Origin of the sequence: Acinetobacter nematophilus, from assembly GCF_026344175.1 — a bacterium.
Classification (GTDB): domain Bacteria; phylum Pseudomonadota; class Gammaproteobacteria; order Pseudomonadales; family Moraxellaceae; genus Acinetobacter; species Acinetobacter nematophilus.
The window spans coordinates 1-20,391 of record NZ_JAPKMY010000019.1 but is presented as its reverse complement, the minus strand read 5'-3'; the positions used below and the strand labels follow the sequence as shown (position 1 = coordinate 20,391).

General features: G+C 40.1%; 17 protein-coding genes, 1 tRNA gene and 2 pseudogenes. 11 read left to right on the top strand and 9 right to left on the bottom strand.

Going from position 1 to position 20,391, the window contains the following annotated elements; genetic code table 11:
* Positions 1-9: 9 nt before the first annotated feature.
* From rhaT to OSH00_RS20030, 7 genes are all read right to left on the bottom strand, one after another.
* A complete protein-coding gene (gene rhaT / locus OSH00_RS20060) occupies positions 10-1,077 on the bottom strand; it encodes an L-rhamnose/proton symporter RhaT (protein WP_266131895.1) in 1,068 nt (355 codons plus the stop codon).
* 18 nt (positions 1,078-1,095) lie between these two features.
* The gene (rhaM, locus tag OSH00_RS20055; protein WP_266131894.1) at positions 1,096-1,410 is read right to left on the bottom strand and encodes an L-rhamnose mutarotase; all 315 of its coding nucleotides are present in this window, start codon (positions 1,408-1,410) and stop codon (positions 1,096-1,098) included.
* On the bottom strand, positions 1,410-2,279 hold the full coding sequence (locus OSH00_RS20050; RefSeq protein ID WP_266131893.1) for an amidohydrolase family protein: 870 nt from the start codon (positions 2,277-2,279) through the stop codon (positions 1,410-1,412). Before OSH00_RS20050 ends, rhaM begins: the two co-directional genes overlap by 1 nt.
* Before the next feature lie 130 nt (positions 2,280-2,409).
* Positions 2,410-3,840, bottom strand: coding sequence for an aldehyde dehydrogenase (gene aldA, locus OSH00_RS20045; RefSeq protein ID WP_266131892.1), 1,431 nt, complete (start codon positions 3,838-3,840; stop codon positions 2,410-2,412).
* Between the two features lie 34 nt (positions 3,841-3,874).
* Positions 3,875-4,672, bottom strand: a complete 798-nt coding sequence (locus OSH00_RS20040) for an aldolase/citrate lyase family protein (protein WP_266131891.1) — start codon at positions 4,670-4,672, stop codon at positions 3,875-3,877.
* A gap of 420 nt (positions 4,673-5,092) precedes the next feature.
* Complete coding sequence (gene rhmD / locus OSH00_RS20035) at positions 5,093-6,310, bottom strand: L-rhamnonate dehydratase (protein ID WP_266131890.1); 1,218 nt, start codon at positions 6,308-6,310, stop codon at positions 5,093-5,095.
* Between the two features lie 11 nt (positions 6,311-6,321).
* Positions 6,322-7,092 carry an IclR family transcriptional regulator gene (locus OSH00_RS20030; RefSeq protein WP_266131889.1) on the bottom strand — a complete coding sequence of 257 codons (771 nt, stop codon included), beginning with the start codon at positions 7,090-7,092 and terminating at the stop codon, positions 6,322-6,324.
* A 226-nt stretch (positions 7,093-7,318) separates the two neighbouring features.
* Between OSH00_RS20030 and OSH00_RS20025 the strand changes: the two genes are divergently transcribed.
* The 3 genes from OSH00_RS20025 (at position 7,319) to OSH00_RS20015 (ending at position 10,485) form a co-directional block, all read left to right on the top strand.
* Positions 7,319-7,410, top strand: a tRNA-OTHER gene (locus OSH00_RS20025).
* A gap of 334 nt (positions 7,411-7,744) precedes the next feature.
* Positions 7,745-9,043, top strand: a complete 1,299-nt coding sequence (gene gabT / locus OSH00_RS20020; RefSeq protein ID WP_266131888.1) for a 4-aminobutyrate--2-oxoglutarate transaminase — start codon at positions 7,745-7,747, stop codon at positions 9,041-9,043.
* On the top strand, positions 9,040-10,485 hold the full coding sequence (locus tag OSH00_RS20015; protein WP_266131887.1) for an NAD-dependent succinate-semialdehyde dehydrogenase: 1,446 nt from the start codon (positions 9,040-9,042) through the stop codon (positions 10,483-10,485). The genes gabT and OSH00_RS20015 overlap by 4 nt, the downstream gene beginning before the upstream one ends.
* A gap of 197 nt (positions 10,486-10,682) precedes the next feature.
* On the opposite strand, the pseudogene OSH00_RS20620 reads toward OSH00_RS20015, so the two are convergent.
* Positions 10,683-10,814: pseudogene (locus OSH00_RS20620) on the bottom strand (IS982 family transposase); the annotation flags it as partial.
* A 193-nt stretch (positions 10,815-11,007) separates the two neighbouring features.
* Here OSH00_RS20620 and OSH00_RS20010 point away from each other — a divergent pair.
* The 5 genes from OSH00_RS20010 (at position 11,008) to speB (ending at position 17,318) form a co-directional block, all read left to right on the top strand.
* Positions 11,008-12,165 (top strand): hypothetical protein, encoded by a 1,158-nt coding sequence (locus OSH00_RS20010; protein WP_266131886.1) that lies wholly within the window; start codon positions 11,008-11,010, stop codon positions 12,163-12,165.
* Between the two features lie 942 nt (positions 12,166-13,107).
* A complete protein-coding gene (locus tag OSH00_RS20005) occupies positions 13,108-13,860 on the top strand; it encodes a class II aldolase/adducin family protein (RefSeq protein ID WP_266131885.1) in 753 nt (250 codons plus the stop codon).
* 6 nt (positions 13,861-13,866) lie between these two features.
* Positions 13,867-14,778 (top strand): C-terminal binding protein, encoded by a 912-nt coding sequence (locus OSH00_RS20000; protein ID WP_266131884.1) that lies wholly within the window; start codon positions 13,867-13,869, stop codon positions 14,776-14,778.
* A gap of 24 nt (positions 14,779-14,802) precedes the next feature.
* Positions 14,803-16,314 (top strand): sodium:solute symporter family protein, encoded by a 1,512-nt coding sequence (locus OSH00_RS19995; RefSeq protein WP_266131883.1) that lies wholly within the window; start codon positions 14,803-14,805, stop codon positions 16,312-16,314.
* Positions 16,315-16,355: 41 nt separating this feature from the next.
* Positions 16,356-17,318 carry an agmatinase gene (speB, locus tag OSH00_RS19990; RefSeq protein WP_266131882.1) on the top strand — a complete coding sequence of 321 codons (963 nt, stop codon included), beginning with the start codon at positions 16,356-16,358 and terminating at the stop codon, positions 17,316-17,318.
* A 25-nt stretch (positions 17,319-17,343) separates the two neighbouring features.
* Here speB and OSH00_RS20615 read toward each other — a convergent pair.
* Positions 17,344-17,560, bottom strand: a pseudogene (locus OSH00_RS20615) (transposase); the annotation flags it as partial.
* 136 nt (positions 17,561-17,696) lie between these two features.
* On the opposite strand from OSH00_RS20615, the gene pdxR reads away from it, so the two are divergent.
* The 3 genes from pdxR to OSH00_RS19975 all read left to right on the top strand — a co-directional run bounded on the left by pdxR (position 17,697) and on the right by OSH00_RS19975 (position 20,209).
* Positions 17,697-19,202: a MocR-like pyridoxine biosynthesis transcription factor PdxR gene (gene pdxR / locus OSH00_RS19985; RefSeq protein WP_266131881.1), complete on the top strand. Its 1,506-nt coding sequence runs from the start codon at positions 17,697-17,699 to the stop codon at positions 19,200-19,202.
* Positions 19,203-19,654: 452 nt separating this feature from the next.
* Entirely contained in the window at positions 19,655-19,948 is a 294-nt protein-coding gene (locus tag OSH00_RS19980; RefSeq protein ID WP_266131880.1) for a hypothetical protein, read from the top strand.
* A 111-nt stretch (positions 19,949-20,059) separates the two neighbouring features.
* Positions 20,060-20,209 carry a hypothetical protein gene (locus OSH00_RS19975; protein ID WP_266131879.1) on the top strand — a complete coding sequence of 50 codons (150 nt, stop codon included), beginning with the start codon at positions 20,060-20,062 and terminating at the stop codon, positions 20,207-20,209.
* Positions 20,210-20,391 lie beyond the last annotated feature (182 nt).

The following is a 20,391-nucleotide window of genomic DNA, read 5'->3' as shown; positions in this document are numbered from 1 at the left end:
TTTTATTCCTTATTCGTTATGATTAAGATAGTTACCGTATCCAACAAGACATACGGAAATCAGAATCACAAATATCCCTAAATAAATCACTTTACGGTTTTTGCTTGATGTGCCTTTCCACTCACCAAAATAAAAGCCCCATAAATTCGATGTCAAAATAATGAATGACATATGTAAAATCCATGAGCTTGCCTCATTATGTAAACGACTATCCCCCATACCGTAGAAAAAAAATTGTAGATACCACAATGTTCCTGCAAGCGCGACCAGTAAATAGTTCAATAATAATGGGGTAGATGTATTGGTATAATCGGTATAGCTCTTATTTTTAAGGTTCAAGAATATGCAGTAAATTGCATTGGTCGTTAAACCACCCCACATAATTAAAATAAAGGTAACGTTATTTTGAAATAAACTATTCGCGCCATACGCTAAAGCCATATCTGCAAGTGGTTTACCTGCTGAAATACCAAAGCTGAAGCATGCGCTCAGCACACCAGAAATAATCGCAACCGTTAAACCTTTAGATAATGAAAACTCTTTTACTGATTCTTTCTTAGTTTCATCAGACACTTCTCGTTCTTTGATCATGCCTGCTTTACCACAAATTGAAATCCCAATAATCGTGATGATTACACCCAAGATAATCAAACTACCGCCACTACTATGTATTAATGCAGTGAAAGTATTTTCTGTTTGTGTGGTAAATAGATCTTTGTAAATCGGTGGGATAATTGCTCCAAATACGGAACATAGTCCCAAAACAATGGTCATACCAAGTGATAAACCTAAGTAACGCATGGTTAAGCCAAATGTTAAACCACCGATTCCCCATAGAACCCCAAAAATATATGTCCAAAATAAAGTTTTGGAGTCTGCTGTTAAAATAATCTCAAAAAAATTGGGAACGGTTAAGTATGCTGCAACCGATGGAACGATTAGCCATGAGAATATTCCCCCTATGATCCAATAGCTCTCCCAACTCCACCCACTCACTTTATTATACGGAATATAAAAACTTCCTGATGCGAAGCCGCCAACGAAGTGTAAGAACACACCTAAAACAATTAATTCCATGCTAATCTCCTTATTAATTTATGGAAGGTAAAACACTTCTTTTAACTCGGTACTGACAGGTGAAAAGTCTGAATTTGATGGCATGATATCTTTCATATATGCCCACCACTTTTGCATGATTGGATTCGATGGAAGATCAATTAAACGGTCAGGATTTTCCACCATGAATATGGCAAATAATGCACATGTTTCTTCATCTAAAAATATGCGATATTCATGAATGCCATGTTCTTTTAATAACTGCGATAATTCGGGCCAAATTTCATCATGACGTCGCTTATATTCGGCTTCCTGCCCCATATTCACTTGCATTCTATTCGCTATAATTTTCATTATTTCGCCTCGACTTCAATTGTTAATGAATAGGCTTTTATTGCTGTTTGATAAAACAATTGATCTACTTCTGTTTGTGACATTCCTTCACAATAGTCTTGTACCAATTGCATAATGCTAGTGACTGGTCCTAAATACTCACTATTAGGGTAATCGCTAGCAAACATGATTTTCGCCCCCCCAAAACACTCAACAATTCGATCTAATTCTTGATGGTATAACGCCACATCAAAGCGTTGTTGAGTATGTTTCAACTGAATAATTTCAGAAAATTTAACGTATGTATTTTCCATCTGAGCAAGTTGTTGAATTAACTTTAAGTATTGTGATTGCCCATCAATCAATTGAATATTCGGTAAATGGTCAATGATGACACTCAATTCAGGCAGTTGCTGCTTAATGCTCAAGACTGCTTCAAGTAACTCAATATCAGGATTAGCAACATCTAATGATTTATTCGCTTGTGCCAATTGTTTAAGATGCTGCAATACCGATTGCTGAGTACAAATGTTTTTTAAGTTACGCCCCCACAAATTACCGTAACGAATTCCAAGATATTTCTTGTGATATTTAAACTTTTCAAATTGCTTGCTAAACTCAGGGCTATTGATATCTAAATTGCCCACACAGCCTGCATAAAAATCTGATTGATTCACTTGATTGAGTAACCATTGGTTATCTGAAAACCAAGCACTTGCTTCGATTGCTATTGCTTTATTGATCATTAAAGGCGTCAAAGCTTTTTCAACATCATCAGCAAGATAAGTTTGATAAATTAAATCGCCTGCAACAGGCCAAGGGATACCTTCAGCACGTGAAGCATCAAATAGATGAATATGACTGTCTAAAATATAATGTGGTTGAAGCATGTTCGATTTCCTTATCGCAAAGCAATCCCGTAAACACAGCGAGGCGCTGTATTTTTTTGTCAATTTATAGCGCTGACTTCCCTGTCACTTACGCTATAAATCTTTAGTCTTGATGATTAGGTTTGGTTGATTAGTTCTGCATATAAACGACATGGGTATACATATATTCATATAATCCATGTTTACCATCTGCACCGCCTACACCTGACTTTCTAACACCCGCATGAAAACCTTGCATCGCCTCAAAGTGCTCGCGATTTACATAAGTTTCACCAAATGCCAATTCTCGGCATGCTTGCATTACTGAGTTAATGTTTTGACTAAAGATCGATGACGTTAAACCGTATTCACAGTCATTTGAGTATTCAATTGCTTGATCTAAATCATCTACAATCGCAATTGGTAACACAGGCCCAAAGATTTCTTTATGTAATATATCCATACTGTTATTACAGTTAATCAGTACTGTTGGTTGGTAGTGATACCCTTGCCCAAGATCGGCAATATTTCCACCTGTTACAACTTTTGCACCTTGTTCAATCGCCTGTTTAACCTGTGTATCAATCTTATTTAAGCCTTGCTGATTAATTAATGAACCCATATGTAGATCATTCATTTTGCTTGGATCGCCATATTGTGTGCTTTGCATTAACGCTGTTACTTTTTCAATAAATTGGTCTGCAATATCACGTTGTACATAAACACGTTCTACACAGTTACAGACTTGCCCGGTGTTAATGACTCGTGAATTCCAAATAGCATTGGCAGCTAAATCAAGATTGGCATCATTCAATACAATCGCAGGTGCTTTACCACCGAGCTCTAGGTTTAATTTAGTAATATTGGGTGCTGAAGCTGCCTGAATGCGACTACCTGTTGCAATACTCCCAGTGAAGCTAATCATATCGACTTCGCTACTTGAAGAAAGTAGACCACCCACTTCACCTTTTCCGCCTAAAACGTTAAATACGCCTGCTGGTAAATCAGTTTCTGCAACTAATTTTGCAAATTCAAAACAGTTAATTGGGGTTTCTTCACTTGGTTTAATGACTATAGTATTACCAGTGAGTAATGCTGGTGCCATTTTGCGTGCGATTAAGAAGAATGGGAAATTCCAAGGCAGAATCCCTGCAACTACACCGAGTGGTTTACGGAACAAGAAGATCTGTTCATTCGCACGATCACTTTGAATAATTTCACCTTCTAAACGACGCGCCCATTCCGCCATATAGTCTAAGTAATCAGCTGTGAATTTCACTTCTACTTCTGCAAGTGATGCGACTTTACTTTGCTCTTCTACGATAATGCGGGCTAAACGTGGCACATTCTCACGAATTTTATTGGCAATTTTTTTTAAATATTGTGCACGTTCAATTGCTGATTTTTTTGCCCATGATTTTTGCGCTTGACGTGCTGCATCAATTGCTGCATCTATATCTGATTGGGTCGCACTGGGAATATAAGCCAATACATCCTGATTGGCTGGATTTTCCACGGTAAAATGATCGGTAGATATGACAAACTGACCATTAATATAATGTTGATAGCTTTCTAATGTCATCGTGTCTTTCCTTTTACGTTTTGAGTTATCTCTTTTAGTAACTAGATTTCACTTCAAGGTTAGTATTGCTTTGTTTGAACAAATTTAGGCGGTCATCAAGTGCTTGGGTATACAGCATGGTGTCTACACCCACTGCAATAAAGGTCACACCCCATTCAATTGCCCGTTTAGCCACAGCAGGATCGGGTGCTAAAAAGCCGACTGCTTTGCCTGATGCAAGAATTTTATCAATTGTTTTTTTGATAACCGCTTGTACATTTTCATGTTCTGCTTGGTCTGGATAGCCTAACGATGCTGATAAGTCTGCAGGACCAATAAATACACCATCGATACCTTCAACTTTTAAAATTTCATTTAAGTTTTCAACAGCAGTTTTACTTTCAACTTGAATAAGTATGCAGATATCTTCATTGGCTTCTGCCATGTAATTTTCTACACGCCCCCAGCGTGCAGCACGTGCAACACCTGCACCAACACCACGTGTGCCTTGTGGCGCATAGCGTGTTGCATCAACAACTTCTTGTGCTTGTTCAGCAGTATCCACCATTGGAATCAGTAGAGTTTGTGCGCCAATATCTAACGCTTGTTTGATATTGGCTTTGGTCCCCTCTACTACACGTACCACAGGATGACCTTTGTAAGGTGCCATTGCTTGCAATTGTCCATGTAAGCTTTGGATTGTATTTGGAGCATGTTCTCCGTCAATTAAATACCAATCGTATTTCGATGTAGCTGCAATCTCTGCTACATATGGCGATGCTGTACTTAACCACATCCCATATTGGGGTTGCTTAGCCGCAATATTCTTCTTAAAGTTGTTTGGTAAGTTCATTGAGTTCAATTTCCTTGTTTAAATGAGAGAGATAAAAAGTTATTTTTATGCGTATTTGCCAATAAGAACACTGCAACTGAACAAACAAATGCAACGCTGCCAAGTAAAATCAAACCCGCTAATCACGATTGAGTAGCGTTGCTGCTTTGATACATATGATTGGCGCAACAAAACCACCAAAAGCAAAAACTTCATTTCTTAAACCTGTATCTAATTGATCTGTCTATTTTTTAGCAAAACCAATATTGGTACGGTCTAAAAATACCAAGACATATAAACCCTACATCAATGGCACTAAACGAAATTTTGTTTTTAGCATTGCATCTAGATCTCGCAAAATATGATTCATTTATTTGTACTCCTGCATGTTTTTATTTATACGTGCTCTTTTCGTTGAGAGCAGGTTTTGTTATAGAGCGATTAATGTAGATAAGGGCGTGTTAATTCCAAATTTTTATTCAATTCCACACCAAAGCCCGGTTTATCCAATACTGATTTATGAATCTTACCGTTTACAGGTACAGGTTCATTCACCAAGACTGGGTCAAATTGTGGACGTAAATCTGAACAGTCTGGACTAGTCATTAAGAATTCGCTGAATGGTGTATTGGTAAAGGTAATTACTGCGTGGTGTGAATATACCGATGAACCATGTGGTACAACCAACTGGCCACGTGATTTTGCAATTGCTGCGATTTCAATTAAAGTCGTTAAACCGCCACACCACCCTACATCAGGTTGCATGATATCAATGCCTGTTTCTGACAATGTACGGAATGATTGAACTGTACCGTGATGTTCTCCTGTCGTCACCATCATACCTGGAGGCGCTTGGCGTTTTAATTCACGATAACCTTCGTATTGTTGTGGTGGCAAGCATTCTTCGATCCACTTCAAGTTATAAGGTGCACATGCATATGCCAATTTTAAAGCGTAATTAACGTCCTGACTCATCCAACAATCAAGCATCAACCAGAAATCATCACCACATTTTTCACGGTAGTGTTTCACCATTTCAGCATCTTTACGAATTCCCGCATCGCCATCATGTGGTCCCCAATGCGTTGGCATTTTGCCACCAATAAAGCCCATTTGTTTGGCTAGATCTGGTCGCGCACCTGTTGCATAGAATTGGATTTCTTCACGAACTGCTCCACCCAACAACTTATAAACAGGGAGGTCAAGCACTTTACCGAATAAATCCCATAGGGCTAAATCGACACAGGAAATGGTATTCATCACCAAACCACCTGAACCACTATAGTACATCGTAGCATTCATCATTTGATCATGAATAAGTTTGATATCCGAAACACAACGCCCTTCAATAAAACGGTTAAGATGTTTTTCTACAATGAAACACCCCATTTCACCGCCAGTAGATACTGCAAATCCCATTTGTCCATTATCTGCTTCAACTTCAACAATTAATGTGCCTAAAACATTAATTCCGAAAGATTGGCGTGATTGCTCATAAGATTTATATTTACTCATCGGCGTTGCAATATGATCATCAATCCAATGGCTTCCTCCTTGATCATGATAATCCGCACCCCCTTCACCTTTGCTCTTATCTGCAGTCGCCCCACCCATAAAATAAGCACGAATCTCTTTTATTTTTGGTAACGTCATTGTCATCTTTAAGCTCCTTAGTATTGATTTATTTTTGCACCGATTTTTAGTGAAATTTTTCGAGCGCATTCCGTAGTTAATCTAACTAATTCTTCCTGGTTATTTTCATTGATTTGTATTGAGGCGCCCACAATTGAAATTGCCGCTTCTAAAGTATTATGTGAATTAAAAATTGGAGCTGCTATACAACGAACGCCTTCAACATCTTCGCTATTATCGAAGCTCCATCCTTTTTTTCTAATAAGATCTAATTCTTGTACATAGGCCTCGACACTCATAATAGAATTTTCGGTCTTAGCAATAAAATTAAGATTTTGTATGGTTTGTTGAATTAAATCCTCAGGCTGAAATGCTAAAAGGCATTTACCAATTCCTGAACGTTCTAAAGCTAAACGCTTACCTTCATAGGAATGTACGCGAATAGAAGAATTACTTTCTATTTTTAAGACATAATAAGCTGCTTTTTGATCTAAAACGCCTAAATGGCACATTAAACCTGTTGTTAGCATTAAATCAGTCAAATAAGGTTTTGCAATTGCACGCAAATCCATTTGTACGAGAACTTGATTAGAGAGCTCGACTACTTTTAACCATAATGAATAAGAACCATCATTACTTTTAATCAAATAATTCTGACGACATAACTCCTCTAGGATATTGTAAATAGAGCTTTTAGGAATATTCAGCACCTCTTGAATTTGAAGTACTGAACAAGCGCCATGTACACAAATAAAATTTAAGATGTCTAATGCCCGCGTCAATGCAGGAGTTTTTGATTTTTCCAACATATTGGAATCCATTCCAGAACTATGTAATGATTGTTGGTTAAATAAAAAGCAAAGTCAACACTTTTAAAAATATTTGATGCGGCGATAAAATTGAAATCACTAAAAAATTCAAATGAATAGTTAAATTTCCAAGAATAAGATTTCAATACAATCTATATCCATAAATTTCTTAAACCCGTTATTCCAATCCATGTTTTTTACTATCAAATTCAAATCAGGGCTATAAGTGGGAATATTGGAATAACCTAATAACAACTATTTCCATTTCGTATTTTGCCAAGGTTGGGGTCGGGAGTTCGAGTCTCCTTTCCCGCTCCAAATTCAAAAAGCCCTGATCGAAAGATCGGGGCTTTTTTTGTTGATTCTATTCAAGGTTCATTAAAAAGACCTATCAAAAAATTGAACTCCCCCCTCAATCTTGGACAGCTTAATTAGGATTAAGTTCTCAATTGAGCACTGAACAAATTGCTTGATCCATAAGTGATAGTCAATCTGTTTAACTTCACAATTGGCTCTATCTCACATCGTGTAAATGGCTCTCGTTAATTGAGTGATGATCAGTAACAGTAATACCATCGGCTGATGTTTTTTACATTTTGAAAAACTGATCAGCTAGCGATAGAAAACACAACTTAAAAGGTGAGGAAATCATATGGATGGTAAACATGCTGCTTTAAATGCTCGCAAACAACAGGCAACACCACGTGGTGTGGGAGTTATGTGTTCTTGGTATGCTGAAAAGGCTGAAAACGCAACAATTTGGGATGCTGAAGGTAAACAATACATTGACTTTGGTGGTGGTATTGCTGTGCTGAATACAGGTCATCTTCACCCAAAAATCATTGCAGCAGTGACTGAGCAACTGGGAAAATTTACCCATACAGCATATCAAATTTCCCCATATGAAAGCTATATTTCTCTGGCAGAGCGTATTAATGCAGCAGTACCTATCGATGGTCCTGTCAAAACCGCATTTTTCACCACAGGTGCGGAAGCAGTTGAAAATGCGGTGAAAATTGCGCGTAGCTATACTGGTCGTCATGGTGTAATCACTTTTAGTGGTGGTTTCCATGGTCGCTCATTCATGGCAATGGCTATGACTGGTAAAACTGCACCATACAAACACGATTTTGGTGTTATGGCGGCAGGTGTATTCCATGCCCGCTATCCATCAACGCTACGCGGTATTAGTGTTGATGATGCCATGAACAGTATTGATGATATTTTTATCGCAGATCTTGCACCACATAACGTTGCAGCTATTGTACTGGAACCGTTACAGGGCGAAGGCGGTTTCCATGCTGCACCTGTCGAGTTTATGGAGCGTTTACGTGCGCTGTGTGATGAGCATGGTATTTTGTTAATTGCTGATGAAGTACAAACAGGCTTTGCCCGTACTGGTAAATTGTTTGCTATGCAGCATTATCGTGTTAAACCAGATTTGATGACCATGGCAAAAAGCTTGGGTGGTGGATTGCCGATTTCTGCAGTGTCTGGTCGCAGTGATGTGATGGATGCACCAAACCCAGGTGGTTTGGGGGGTACCTATGCTGGGAACCCATTGGCTATTGCCGCAGCACATGCAGTGATAGATGTTATTGAACAGGAACAATTGTGTGACCGAGCTAATTTGCTAGGTGAAGAACTTACGAGCATTCTAAAAATTGAGCAACAAGCTTCGTCTGCCATTATTGATGTACGTGCATTGGGTTCAATGGTTGCTGTTGAGTTAGAAAGCGCTGATCAGGCGAAGGCTGTACAACAATACGCCATGCAGCAAGGTCTTTTACTATTGATTTGTGGTCAAAAAGGTAATGTCATTCGTTTCCTGTACCCTCTGACGATTCCTTCGGAACAATTCCGACAAGGCTTGGAGATTATAAAGCAAGCATTGGGTTCGCTACAATCTGATGGACATTCAGTGAATCAAAAAGCGGGGACAGTGGTGTGATTCAGGAGAGTTTGCAGTATTTACTTAAGCATCCAGATATCATATTTCTGCCGCCAACAGAGTCTGCTTATATTGATGTGCATGATGCAGCAACAAGGAATACTTTAGCGTGGGTAAAAAGCCATGATCGCGCTGCCATTGAAACTTTGATCAAGCGTTCGGAAGTTGCTCAAGTCGCTTGGAAAAAACAAACCGCTCTGGCACGCGCTGATGTCCTGTGGGCTTGGTATAATTTGATGCAGCAGCATAAAGAGGATCTCGCACAGATTCTCACTGCTGAGCAAGGAAAGCCTTTAACTGAAGCACGTGGTGAAATTGGTTATGCGGCATCGTTTATACGTTGGTTTGCAGAGCAGGCACGTCGTATTGATGGTGATATTATTCCATCCATCCAACCAGACCAACGCCTGTTGGTATTAAAACAACCAATAGGTGTTACCGCAGCAATTACCCCATGGAACTTCCCTGCTGCCATGATTGCCCGTAAAGTAGCGCCCGCCATTGCAGCAGGTTGCAGTATGCTGGTGAAACCAGACGCACAAACGCCATTGACTGCTTATGCGATGGAAATATTGGCAATACAAGCGGGTTTACCCGTTGATGTGCTGATCACTGTCAATGGTGACTCGAACGAAGTTGGTAAAACACTCTGTGATAGCGATATTGTGCGCAAATTGAGCTTTACTGGTTCTACTCAGGTGGGACGTATTTTAATGCAGCAATGTGCATCCACTATAAAAAAACTATCCTTAGAGCTAGGTGGTAATGCACCTGTTCTTGTATTTGATGATGCTAACCTAGACCAGGCTGTAGAAGGCATTATGGTGAGCAAATTCCGCAATAGTGGTCAAACCTGTGTATGTGCTAATCGTATTTATGTACAGGATGGCATTTATGATGCTTTATCCACCCGGTTGGCAGAAGCAGTTATTGCGCTAAAAGTGGGTGATGGTCGTATAGAAAGCACCACACAAGGTCCACTGATTAATCAAAATGCGGTTAGCAAAGTAGAGTCACATATTGCGGATGCAACAGCCAAAGGTGCCAAAGTATTGATTGGTGGTCAGCGTTCGGTTTTAGCTGGTACCTTCTTTGAGCCAACGGTGTTAACTGAAGTAACTCAGGATATGTTGGTATCTAAAGAGGAAACTTTTGGGCCTTTGGCAGCGCTGTTCCGCTTCAATACGGAAGCAGAAGCTATTTCTTTTGCAAATGATACAGAGTTTGGCTTAGCTGCGTATTGCTTTACCAAAGATGCTACACGTCAATGGCGTGTTGGTGAGGCATTAGAATATGGCATGGTGGGAATTAACACAGGTCTGATTTCCAATGAGGTGGCGCCATTTGGCGGTATAAAACAATCTGGTTTAGGGCGTGAAGGCTCTAAGTTCGGCATTGAAGAGTATTTGGAAATCAAGTACATGTGTATTGATCTATCTTGATTTAAATTACCCCAAAAACCCAGTCTTGTAAAAGTAATGACTGGTTTTTATTGGGGTTGTGAAATGATGTCAGATAAAAACAGAAGCTTAACTTGGGAAATGACACCAGCATAGTTCAGCATAAAAATAAGTAAAAAAACCCAAGTATCTTTAATAGATTGGTTCTAAATAAAAAACCCAAGTTCAGCGAAATATCGTTAAGCTTTTAGTATATGACGAAAAGCTGCTTTATACGGATTCAAGCAATAAGCAACGAGAGTCGCCATCATATTTACCATAAAGTTGTTCACTGAATGATGTCGGGAATGTTCAATCTGACGCAATTTTTTTCACTGATCACTCGATAAACAATCAATGGTCTTTAAGCGCTGCGCTTGAGTGCTTGGTAATGAAAAAATTGGCTCCCTTAGAAACGAAATAATTGGCTCTCGTTTACACAATATTAACACGACACATTAGAGACTCTACAGGTGAATCATTGAGTTCACATGTATTGACTAATAAATATTAAGGATGAATGCTATGTGTCGTTTAAAAATAATCAGTGGGGTATTGATAGGTATTACTGCCCTATCAGCTTTCGCCAGCGATTTAACTATAGGCAATGCTGATACTAATCTGGGGGCTTTAACATTATCTGGTGATTTCCGTATTCGTTATAATGATAACAATTACAATTCTTCTTCGGATCACAAACTGGCATTTTATGCGTCCAAGATTAAATTGGACTATAAATCGGCGAGCAATCTGTTCGGTCGTGTTGAGTATCGTTGTTATCAGTTCAATACTCTATGTGATTTTTCCGCACTGGTTGATGGATATGTTGGCTATCAACTGAATAAGACTGATAATGTTAAAGTCGGCATACAAGAAATTCCATTTGGTCCAAGCCGTTTTTGGGAGCCCACTTGGTATGGTGGCTTAATGAGTGGTATTGGTTTGGAAGATACACATAATTTGGGTGTGACTTACCATTTTAACCTGATGCCAAAAACACAGATTGATATGGGCTATTTTGGTCGTGATGGTGGTCACTATTTCGGTAAGAGTACTGATTCAGCCCGATATAGTGCCAATTTTGTAAAACCAGATGACAGCAGCCAAAGCCAACTGAAAGAGAAAAATATGCTTGTTGGTCGCGTGATTCAAGATTTACCCAATGTTGGTGACTTGAAAACCAATGTAGGTGCGTCTTATTTGTATTCTCAATTGGATAACGTGACTGCCGATAAAACTGGCCATCGTCATGCATGGTCTGCTTTCAGCACGATGTCTTATGGTAATCTGACTTTAAACCTGACGGGTGGTCAGCAACATATATCAAATAAAGATTCAATTCATCCAGATTATTCAGTCATGGGCAGTTTTGATTATGCTTATAATGTTGCCAATCAAGGGAATTTCTATACTACAAATCTGAGCTACATCTTTAAGGATGTGGGTAAGATTGGTGACATCTCGCCGTATTGGATGTACAGCAGCTATGTGAAGGACAATAAGGCTTATCAAACATCGACACGCAATATTGTAGGTCTTGAAGTTGACCATAACAATATCTCTGTGATTGCTGAGTACATTCTTGGTAAGAATGATGCAGGATTGAATGCCGCAGACTTTGCGGGTAGTCACCAAAGTCAACAAGATCGTTTGGTTCAGTTGTTATTGGTCTATAAATTCTAATGTCATATTGGAAATAGCAAAAACAGAGCTTTGTTTCTTGACCCTTAAAAGTCCCATTTTATATCGTGGGATTTTTTTCTTCGTGTGGCTATTTTGAGTAGGAAGAATACTATAATCAAACCGTTAAATTTCTCCTACTGTGATGAAAAAACATACGAAATAATCAGGCCATAGAATTGACTAACTATTCCCTACGCTAACATTTAATCCATATCTACATCTCTTCCATTATTTTAAATCAAAACTACCTCAATTAAAGCTCAATCATGAATTTTTCAGGGTCTACGAGAACATATTCGTTTTAACTCCAATTCAATTTCTCCAGCTCAAAATATTATTTTTTATGAATTTCAAATTGAGCAACAACGATTCGAATAGAAAAACTTTCATCAAGCTTGGCTAAAACTGTCCGTCTAAAATGTTCTGAATAATCTAAAAACCTAAGGTCTTACATTTTTACCTGTTTGACTACATTTCATTGTCAATGCTGATTGGTTTCCATATGTCGATCAGCCAGACATATGTTGAGATTACACCTTTGCAGTCGCCTGCACTGACAATGTTAGTCTTATTTATCAGGCTCTATTTTTCTTTAAATACTGTCAAATTCAGACTAAGCGAGCCAATCATTCTTTTTTCAACAAGTCATCTGATTGGCTCCTTTGACTTTTATCAAATTGGCTCTCGTTTGTCATTAGTCTACGCGACATAGTGGAAACAGGACATTCGTGTAGAGCGCGAGCTGGATTTAATATAACCGGCACAGCAGTTATTACATTAGAAGTGATATTTACATTAAACCTCTTGCATTAGTCAAAATTTGAGCAGGGATAAGCTTGGATTTATAAGGTATTGCATAACGCCTGAATGACCAAAAAACTACTTTTGCAAGCGGTCTAGTGTTCGAAAAATAAAGACTAAAGACAAATAGAAGGAATAAAAATGATCAGTGACCCAGCTAAAATCATTGATGATGAAACGACGTTACGGCGTGATTTAACTGCTGCCTATCGGTTGGCTGCCATGTTTGGTTGGGAGGACACTTTATATACTCATTTTTCAGCCCGCCTACCTGGTGAAGGGGAACCACGCTTTCTGATTAATCCATTTGGTCTAATGTTTGACGAGGTTTGTGCCAGTGATCTGATTGTTGTTGATTTACACGGTAAAGTCCTCTCAGGACACTCTCCGTATAATCCAGCAGGATTTACTATTCATAGTGCCGTACATATGGCAAGGGAGGATGCACATTGCGTTATCCATACGCATACATTAGCAGGTATGGCAGTGGCTGCCAGTGAACAGGGGTTGTTGCCACTCAATCAGATCAGTCTTGAATATTACAATCGGGTTGGTTATCACGATTATGAAGGGGTTGCTTTTAATCTAGATGAACGTAGTCGCATCCAGACATCACTCGGCAAAAATAGCGCCTTAATTCTACGTAGTCACGGTTTGTTATCAGTCGGAGCAACCGTTGCTGATGCTTTTCAGATTATGTACTACCTAAACCGTGCTTGTGAAATTCAATTGGCCACAAGCCAATTGGCAATACTGGGGCAGGTACGACAGGTTGAGCCTGCTTTATGTCAACATGTGAGTCAGCAATTTCAAAGTGTAGAACATGAGCGTCAAATTGTTTGGCAGGCCTGGTTACGTAAATTAGATCGTATAGATCCGTCATATAAGGATTAATCGAACATGGCAAGAATTGTTATTACCGATACAGGTGGACTTGACTTTGCCCCAGGTATTGCTGTGTTGGATGCAGCTGGACATGACACGGTTTTACTTCATGAAGGAGAGGGTTTGCTTACACACTTGGCTGATTTGGAAGGGCTGATTGTCAGTTTTTGCCGTATTGATGCAAGTGTAATTGCAGCAGCCCCATTGTTGAGAGTAATTGTGACCACCACGACAGGGCTAGACCAGATTGACACGCATGCTGCAAAAGCAGCTGGCATTGCTGTTTTTGCGTTGCCTAGTCCGGCCAGTGAGGAGGTCGCAACACATGCATTGGCAGGCATACTGACGTTGTTGAGAGAAATTCCTGCTGCACGTGAGGCTTCAAAGTATTGGGATTTTAAAAAAATTCCAACACCTCCACGAATCAGTGAACTCACGCTTGCTGTTTACGGTATGGGACGTATTGCTAGAGCATTGGTCACACGTGCCCTGCCATTATTTGGACGTGTTGTTGCGTATGATCCATATATACCCAGTGAGGCATGGCCTATAACGGTTGGACGTGTTGATTCACTCGATGATCTTTTTCAGATTGCAGATGTGTTGACCTTACATGCTCCAGCCACATTGGAGAATCATTATATTGTGAATGCGCGCACGATTGAGTTAATGCCTCAAGGTGCGTCAATCATCAATGTTGCACGTGGGGAGCTGGTAGATACACAGGCTCTCATTTCAGCTGTTCAGTCTGGAAGACTGCGTGGCGCATTTCTTGATGTTGTTGATCCAGAGCCTCCTGAAGCAGATGCTCCTGTACTCCATGAACCAAGGATTGTGGTAACACCTCATTCAGCTTTTTTTAGTAAAGAAACTGAACTGGCTTATGTAATGCTTGCTGTTGAAAATCTACAGCAGATATTTGAATGACAAAAAAAGAAAAGGAAAATTTCTATGGGTATTGATATAGCGATTGTTGTTTTTTATCTTGTTGTAATGCTGATATTTGGTTTTTTAGGAAAAGCAAGGACCAAGAACAGTAGTGATTTTCTGGTCGCAGGTCGTCGCCTTGGTTTTGGACTATATACAGGTACTATGGCGGCGGTCGTACTTGGCGGTGCGTCTACCGTTGGTGGCGTTGGTCTTGGTTACAAGTTTGGTATTTCTGGCATGTGGCTCGTGGTCGCCATTGCGATTGGCTTAATTTTGCTCAGCCTGTTTTTTGCCAGCCCAATCCAAAGATTGCGTGTGTTTACGGTTGCTCAGATGCTGCAATTACGTTATGGCATTAATGGGACTGCGGCATCTGGTATTGTGATGGTGTTATACACACTCATGCTGACAGTCACCTCAACAATTGCATATGCAACCATCTTTAATGTGCTATTTGGTACACCACAGTGGATTTCTGTGATGATCGGTGCTGTCATCGTCATTCTTTACTCTTCGATTGGCGGTATGTGGTCAATCACATTAACTGACATGGTACAGTTTGTACTTAAGACGATTGGCGTATTTGTTTTATTGTTGCCATTTGCTTGGACTCAGGCTGGTGGCTACGATGGTATTATGGCAAAGCTAGGTCCAACAACTGGTGCAGCACATTTTGATCTTGGTACCATTGGTATCGACACAATCATCACTTATTTTGTCATTTATTCGTTTGGCATGTTGATTGGTCAGGATATCTGGCAGCGTGTGTTCACAGCCCAGTCACCTAAAGTCGCTCGTTGGGGTGGTACTGTAGCGGGTGTTTATTGCTTGCTGTATGGGGTTGCCGGGGCTTTGATTGGGGTTGCAGCTTCTGCTTTGTTACCAGATATTGCTGCAAAGAGCGATGTTTTTGCTGCTGTTGCTGAGAAAGTATTGCCTGTAGGGTTATCGGGAATTGTACTTGCTGCAGCTCTCGCTGCAATGATGTCTACAGCTTCTGGAGCCTTAATTGCTTGTGCCACTGTATCCAGAGCCGATGTGATGCCATTTTTTGGTCATTTGATGGGCCGAAAAAGTGATTCTGGCGAGGTTAATCCTGAACATGATATACGCGCCAATCGGTTATATATCATTGGACTTGGAATGGTTGCGACGATTATTTCAATGGTGGTAAGTGATGTGGTGACTGCATTGACCATTGCCTATGATATTCTTGTGGGTGGTTTGCTGGTTGCAATTCTTGGTGGGTTTATATGGCAAAGAGCAACTGGCATTGGCGCCTTGGCTTCTATGGCTGTGGGTACGGTAGTGACACTTGCGACAATGATCTTTACCAATGTATTGGCCAATGAACCCATCTATTTTGGTCTGCTGTCGAGTTTGGTGACCTATGTTGTCGTGAGCCTGATGAGCAAGCCTACGCCTGCTGAGGTGCTGAATACATGGCAAGACCGATTATCAGGTCGAGAGATTGCTGTTTCAGATGATCTAATGAATGCAACAGAATCAATAAAAGTAGAACAGAAGTATTGAGCCTTTCCCACCACATTCAAAATCATCACTGGAGTATGAAAATGAGCAATAAACCATTTAACCAGCCTTTAAGTGGTAATGAAATGCCGCGTTGTGGCGGGATAGCCACAATGATGCGTTTGCCTATGCAAGTGAATGGTGAAGGGCTAGATGTAGCATTCGTAGGTATTCCATTTGATATAGGCACCTCTAATCGTCCTGGCTCCCGTCTGGGACCACGACAAATTCGTGATGAATCACGAATGTTGCGTCCTTATAACGTGAATACCTTTGCTGCACCTTTTGAAAGTTTACAAGTGGCAGATATCGGTGATGTGCCAATCAATACCTTTAACTTGCTAAAAAGCATAGATATCATTGAATCATTTTATCAAGAAAACATTTTAAGATACGACTGTAAGCCAATTACATTGGGTGGTGATCACACCATTGTGTTGCCTATCTTGCGTGCTATTACCAAAAAGTATGGGCCAGTGGCGGTCGTACATATCGATGCACATGCTGATGTGAATGACGAAATGTTTGGTGAAAAAATTGCACATGGCACACCATTTAGACGCGCCGTCGAAGAAGGCTTGTTACTCAACGACAAAGTATTTCAGATTGGATTACGTGGTACGGGCTATAGCGCTGATGAATTCAAGTGGTCTATTGATCAAGGCTTTACCGTTATCCCAGCTGATCAATGTTGGTATCAATCATTAGCCCCAGTAATGGCAAAGATTCGTGCCAAAATTGGTGATAGTCCATTGTATTTAAGCTTCGATATAGATGGTATTGATCCAGCCTATGCCCCTGGTACAGGAACTGTTGAAATTGCTGGATTAACCGTTCCGCAATCATTGGAAATTATTCGTGGTTTGAAAGGTTGCCAACTGGTTGGAGCTGATCTAGTGGAAGTCTCTCCTCCCTATGATCCATTTGGATCAACAGCAGTATTGGCAGCTAATTTAGCATTTGAGATGCTGTGTGTATTTCCAGGTGTGAAATATGATGAATTGTAGGCTAAGCTAATTCACTTGAGTTTGGTATATTTATCATAAAATTGTTCACTGAACGATACTGTGAATGTTCAATCTGATGCGAGTTTTTAACTGATCATTCACTGTTTCAATCAAGCCTCTTTTACTTAGCAATTGTTTTCTTCTTCTGTGCGAGTTGGAATCTTTTGCATATTTATCCATGCAGGAGTTAATCGTTTTAATCCTCTTGCCGCCAAAACTTTTGTTTTAGATGTAATCAAATAATCTTAATCTCGCTGTCAATTTTACTGACCTAATTTTGGTCACACCGAATACTTGACAATAGTTAACTCGGTCAACTAATGTCCTTTCTTTTATACAAAAACCGAGAACTACTTTTAGCTCAAAGGAGAGAGCCAATTGCGCAGTTTACTGGGAGATCATGTATTGTTACGGCTGCAACAAGAAACAGGGGGCGCGTTACATCAGCGCTTGTTTCATTGTTTGCGTAACGCCATTATTGAAGGTGTATTACCTGTAAAAACGCGTTTACCAGCCTCTCGTGATCTCGCTAGAGAAATTAACGTATCTCGCAATACGGTGTTATCTGCCTATGAGCAATTACAGTCTGAGGGCTACGTTGAAGCACGTACTGGACATGGCACTTGGGTCTCAGAACACTTACCTGAAAGCTTTCTCAATACACAAATATTTCATCCATATAAAACAACGCCAGCAAACGAAAATTATTTACTGTCCCAACGTGGAACTTATCTACTGGGACATGCCTCGGCATCACCATATCAATGGGGTGCATTTGTGCCAGGAGCACCAGATGTCACCGAGTTTCCACATCACATTTTTAGCCGCATTCAGGCCGATCTAAGCCGCGAACCAGATATCAACCACTTAATCTACAGTAATGCAGGTGGCTGCGTAGAATTACGACAAGCTTTAGCAGATTATTTACGCGTCGCACGCTCGGTACAATGTGATACAGACCAAATCATTATCACAGAGGGCGTTCATCAGGCCATTGATCTAGTATCCCGTGCATTAACAGATTTAGGCGATCATGTCTGGATCGAAGACCCCGCATATTGGGGCGCGCTTAACATGCTGCGGATTAATGGTCTCAATATAGTCCCTATGCCCGTTGACGCTGAAGGCATGCGACCTGAAACGAATCCAACCACTCTACCAAAGTTAATTTTTGTCACCCCATCACACCAATATCCCCTAGGTTCACGCTTAAGTCTGGCTCGACGTAAACAATTGCTGGAGTTAGCTAAGCAACATAGCTGCTGGATTGTGGAAGATGATTATGATAGTGAGTTTCGTTTTGCTGGACAGCCTTACCCAGCATTACAAGGGCTGATTCCCAATGCACCAGTGATTTACATGGGAACCTTTAGCAAAACCATTTATCCAGCACTACGTATTGGTTACCTGATAGTACCAAAGGCATTGTTCACACCATTACGAACTGTTGCCGCAGAGTTATATCGTGGCGGGCACCTGCTAACTCAACGTGCCTTGGCAGAGTTTATTCGTGGGGGACATTACGAGGCGCATATTCGCCGTATGCGCTTATTGTATGGCAAGCGTAGGGCTTATTTAGTCAAACTAATTCAGCGTTATCTGGGTAACTTTTTCCTTCACGAATTTGATGAGGATTCTGGTCTACATCTGGTGATGCAACTACCCAACACATGTGATGATGTCAACATTGCCACAGCAGCCTTACAGCGTGGTGTTAAAGTACGCCCATTATCACAATATTATATGCACTCACATGCTCATATGCAGCGAGGACTATTATTAGGTTTTGCCTGCGTTGAAGAAAAAGAAATGCTGATGGCCTTTGGTGTGTTATTACAGTGTTTAAAAGAAGCAGGAATTACGACTTTGCAAAATAGTGTATGAAAATAAAAAAGCCCCATTGTGAGACAATTTATGACGGCTCGCAGTCGTAATCCCTCTCCTTATATCCTCGGCTAAATGCCAAACTACTACACAGAGACAAAACCACACTTGAGCTTGAAACTTAACCTAAATCAAGCCAGTATTTGGCTAAGTCAAAAAAGATGAGTTCGATTGCCAGATATATTGACTGTACATCAGCCTTTTCAATAACTTTAAATCTTTACAATTTTTCCAGCGTTACTTTAGCCCTTCCAATTTTATATTGAACTTCAGCACAATCCTTTTTATCTTTCTTATATAAGCTTGAACTTTAAGTTTTTTATTAGAAAACATGCTTATATGTCCACGCCAATGAAAAGAATAAACCACATGATCTATCTCCACATTTAGCTTTTCAGGCTGTTCTTCCAAAACAACTGAACCTGTTTTTAGTCAGTGCTTCCACGTTCTTGATGGGGTGCTTACTGGGTTATAACAGCATTGGCTATATGGCACCTGTGTTATTGATTGGGCTGCGTTTTATCCAAGGCTTTGCCGTTGGTAGAGAATCGGATGGTGCAATCTTGTCGTTGGGTGAACATAGCCCAAATCATCAACATGGATTTTTTTGGGGGGGCTTTCCACAATCTGCCATAAGCGATGGAAATATTGGGTTGATCATCTGGGTATTCTTGCATTTCTCAGCAATTAGTTCAGGCAATTACGCCACGATTTTTGTGATGATGTGTATTGGTCTCTTGTTCTAAGCCATGGCATACGCCGCTGAATCTGCAACATTGGCGGAATTGTTTCCAACCCAAATGCGCCATTTAGGTGTTTCTTTTTCTTAACAATTTGCATCAATCTTAGCAGGTTCAATGGCACCGATTATTTGTGCCTATTTGTTTAAAACTTACGATGCAACATTGCCTATCGAGATTTATATTGCAATCGTTTCATTCGTTTCAGTACATGCTGTAGCAAGCCTGAAAGAATCGAAAGGCATTGATTTAAAAGATGTAAAATAGTTTAAAACGTTTTTTGACCACATTAAATTTTCCAACAAGGGCAGCTTAATCTGGTGAGCGGTATATCACCCTGATATTTTAAGTCTTTCAACTTTCCGGAATCAGCGCTATTCCGGACCCAGACGCAACAGACATCAATAAAAAACCAATCCGAAGATTGGTTTTTTTTATTTCCATCAATG

Coding starts and splice junctions, on each gene's coding strand:
- rhaT (WP_266131895.1), bottom strand. CDS start 1,077: ATGGAATTAATTGTTTTAGGTGTGTTCTTACACTTCGTTGGCGGCTTC.
- rhaM (WP_266131894.1), bottom strand. CDS start 1,410: ATGAAAATTATAGCGAATAGAATGCAAGTGAATATGGGGCAGGAAGCC.
- OSH00_RS20050 (WP_266131893.1), bottom strand. CDS start 2,279: ATGCTTCAACCACATTATATTTTAGACAGTCATATTCATCTATTTGAT.
- aldA (WP_266131892.1), bottom strand. CDS start 3,840: ATGACATTAGAAAGCTATCAACATTATATTAATGGTCAGTTTGTCATA.
- OSH00_RS20040 (WP_266131891.1), bottom strand. CDS start 4,672: ATGAACTTACCAAACAACTTTAAGAAGAATATTGCGGCTAAGCAACCC.
- rhmD (WP_266131890.1), bottom strand. CDS start 6,310: ATGACAATGACGTTACCAAAAATAAAAGAGATTCGTGCTTATTTTATG.
- OSH00_RS20030 (WP_266131889.1), bottom strand. CDS start 7,092: ATGTTGGAAAAATCAAAAACTCCTGCATTGACGCGGGCATTAGACATC.
- gabT (WP_266131888.1), top strand. CDS start 7,745: ATGGATGGTAAACATGCTGCTTTAAATGCTCGCAAACAACAGGCAACA.
- OSH00_RS20010 (WP_266131886.1), top strand. CDS start 11,008: ATGTGTCGTTTAAAAATAATCAGTGGGGTATTGATAGGTATTACTGCC.
- OSH00_RS20005 (WP_266131885.1), top strand. CDS start 13,108: ATGATCAGTGACCCAGCTAAAATCATTGATGATGAAACGACGTTACGG.
- OSH00_RS20000 (WP_266131884.1), top strand. CDS start 13,867: ATGGCAAGAATTGTTATTACCGATACAGGTGGACTTGACTTTGCCCCA.
- OSH00_RS19995 (WP_266131883.1), top strand. CDS start 14,803: ATGGGTATTGATATAGCGATTGTTGTTTTTTATCTTGTTGTAATGCTG.
- speB (WP_266131882.1), top strand. CDS start 16,356: ATGAGCAATAAACCATTTAACCAGCCTTTAAGTGGTAATGAAATGCCG.
- OSH00_RS19980 (WP_266131880.1), top strand. CDS start 19,655: ATGGGGTGCTTACTGGGTTATAACAGCATTGGCTATATGGCACCTGTG.
- OSH00_RS19975 (WP_266131879.1), top strand. CDS start 20,060: ATGGCACCGATTATTTGTGCCTATTTGTTTAAAACTTACGATGCAACA.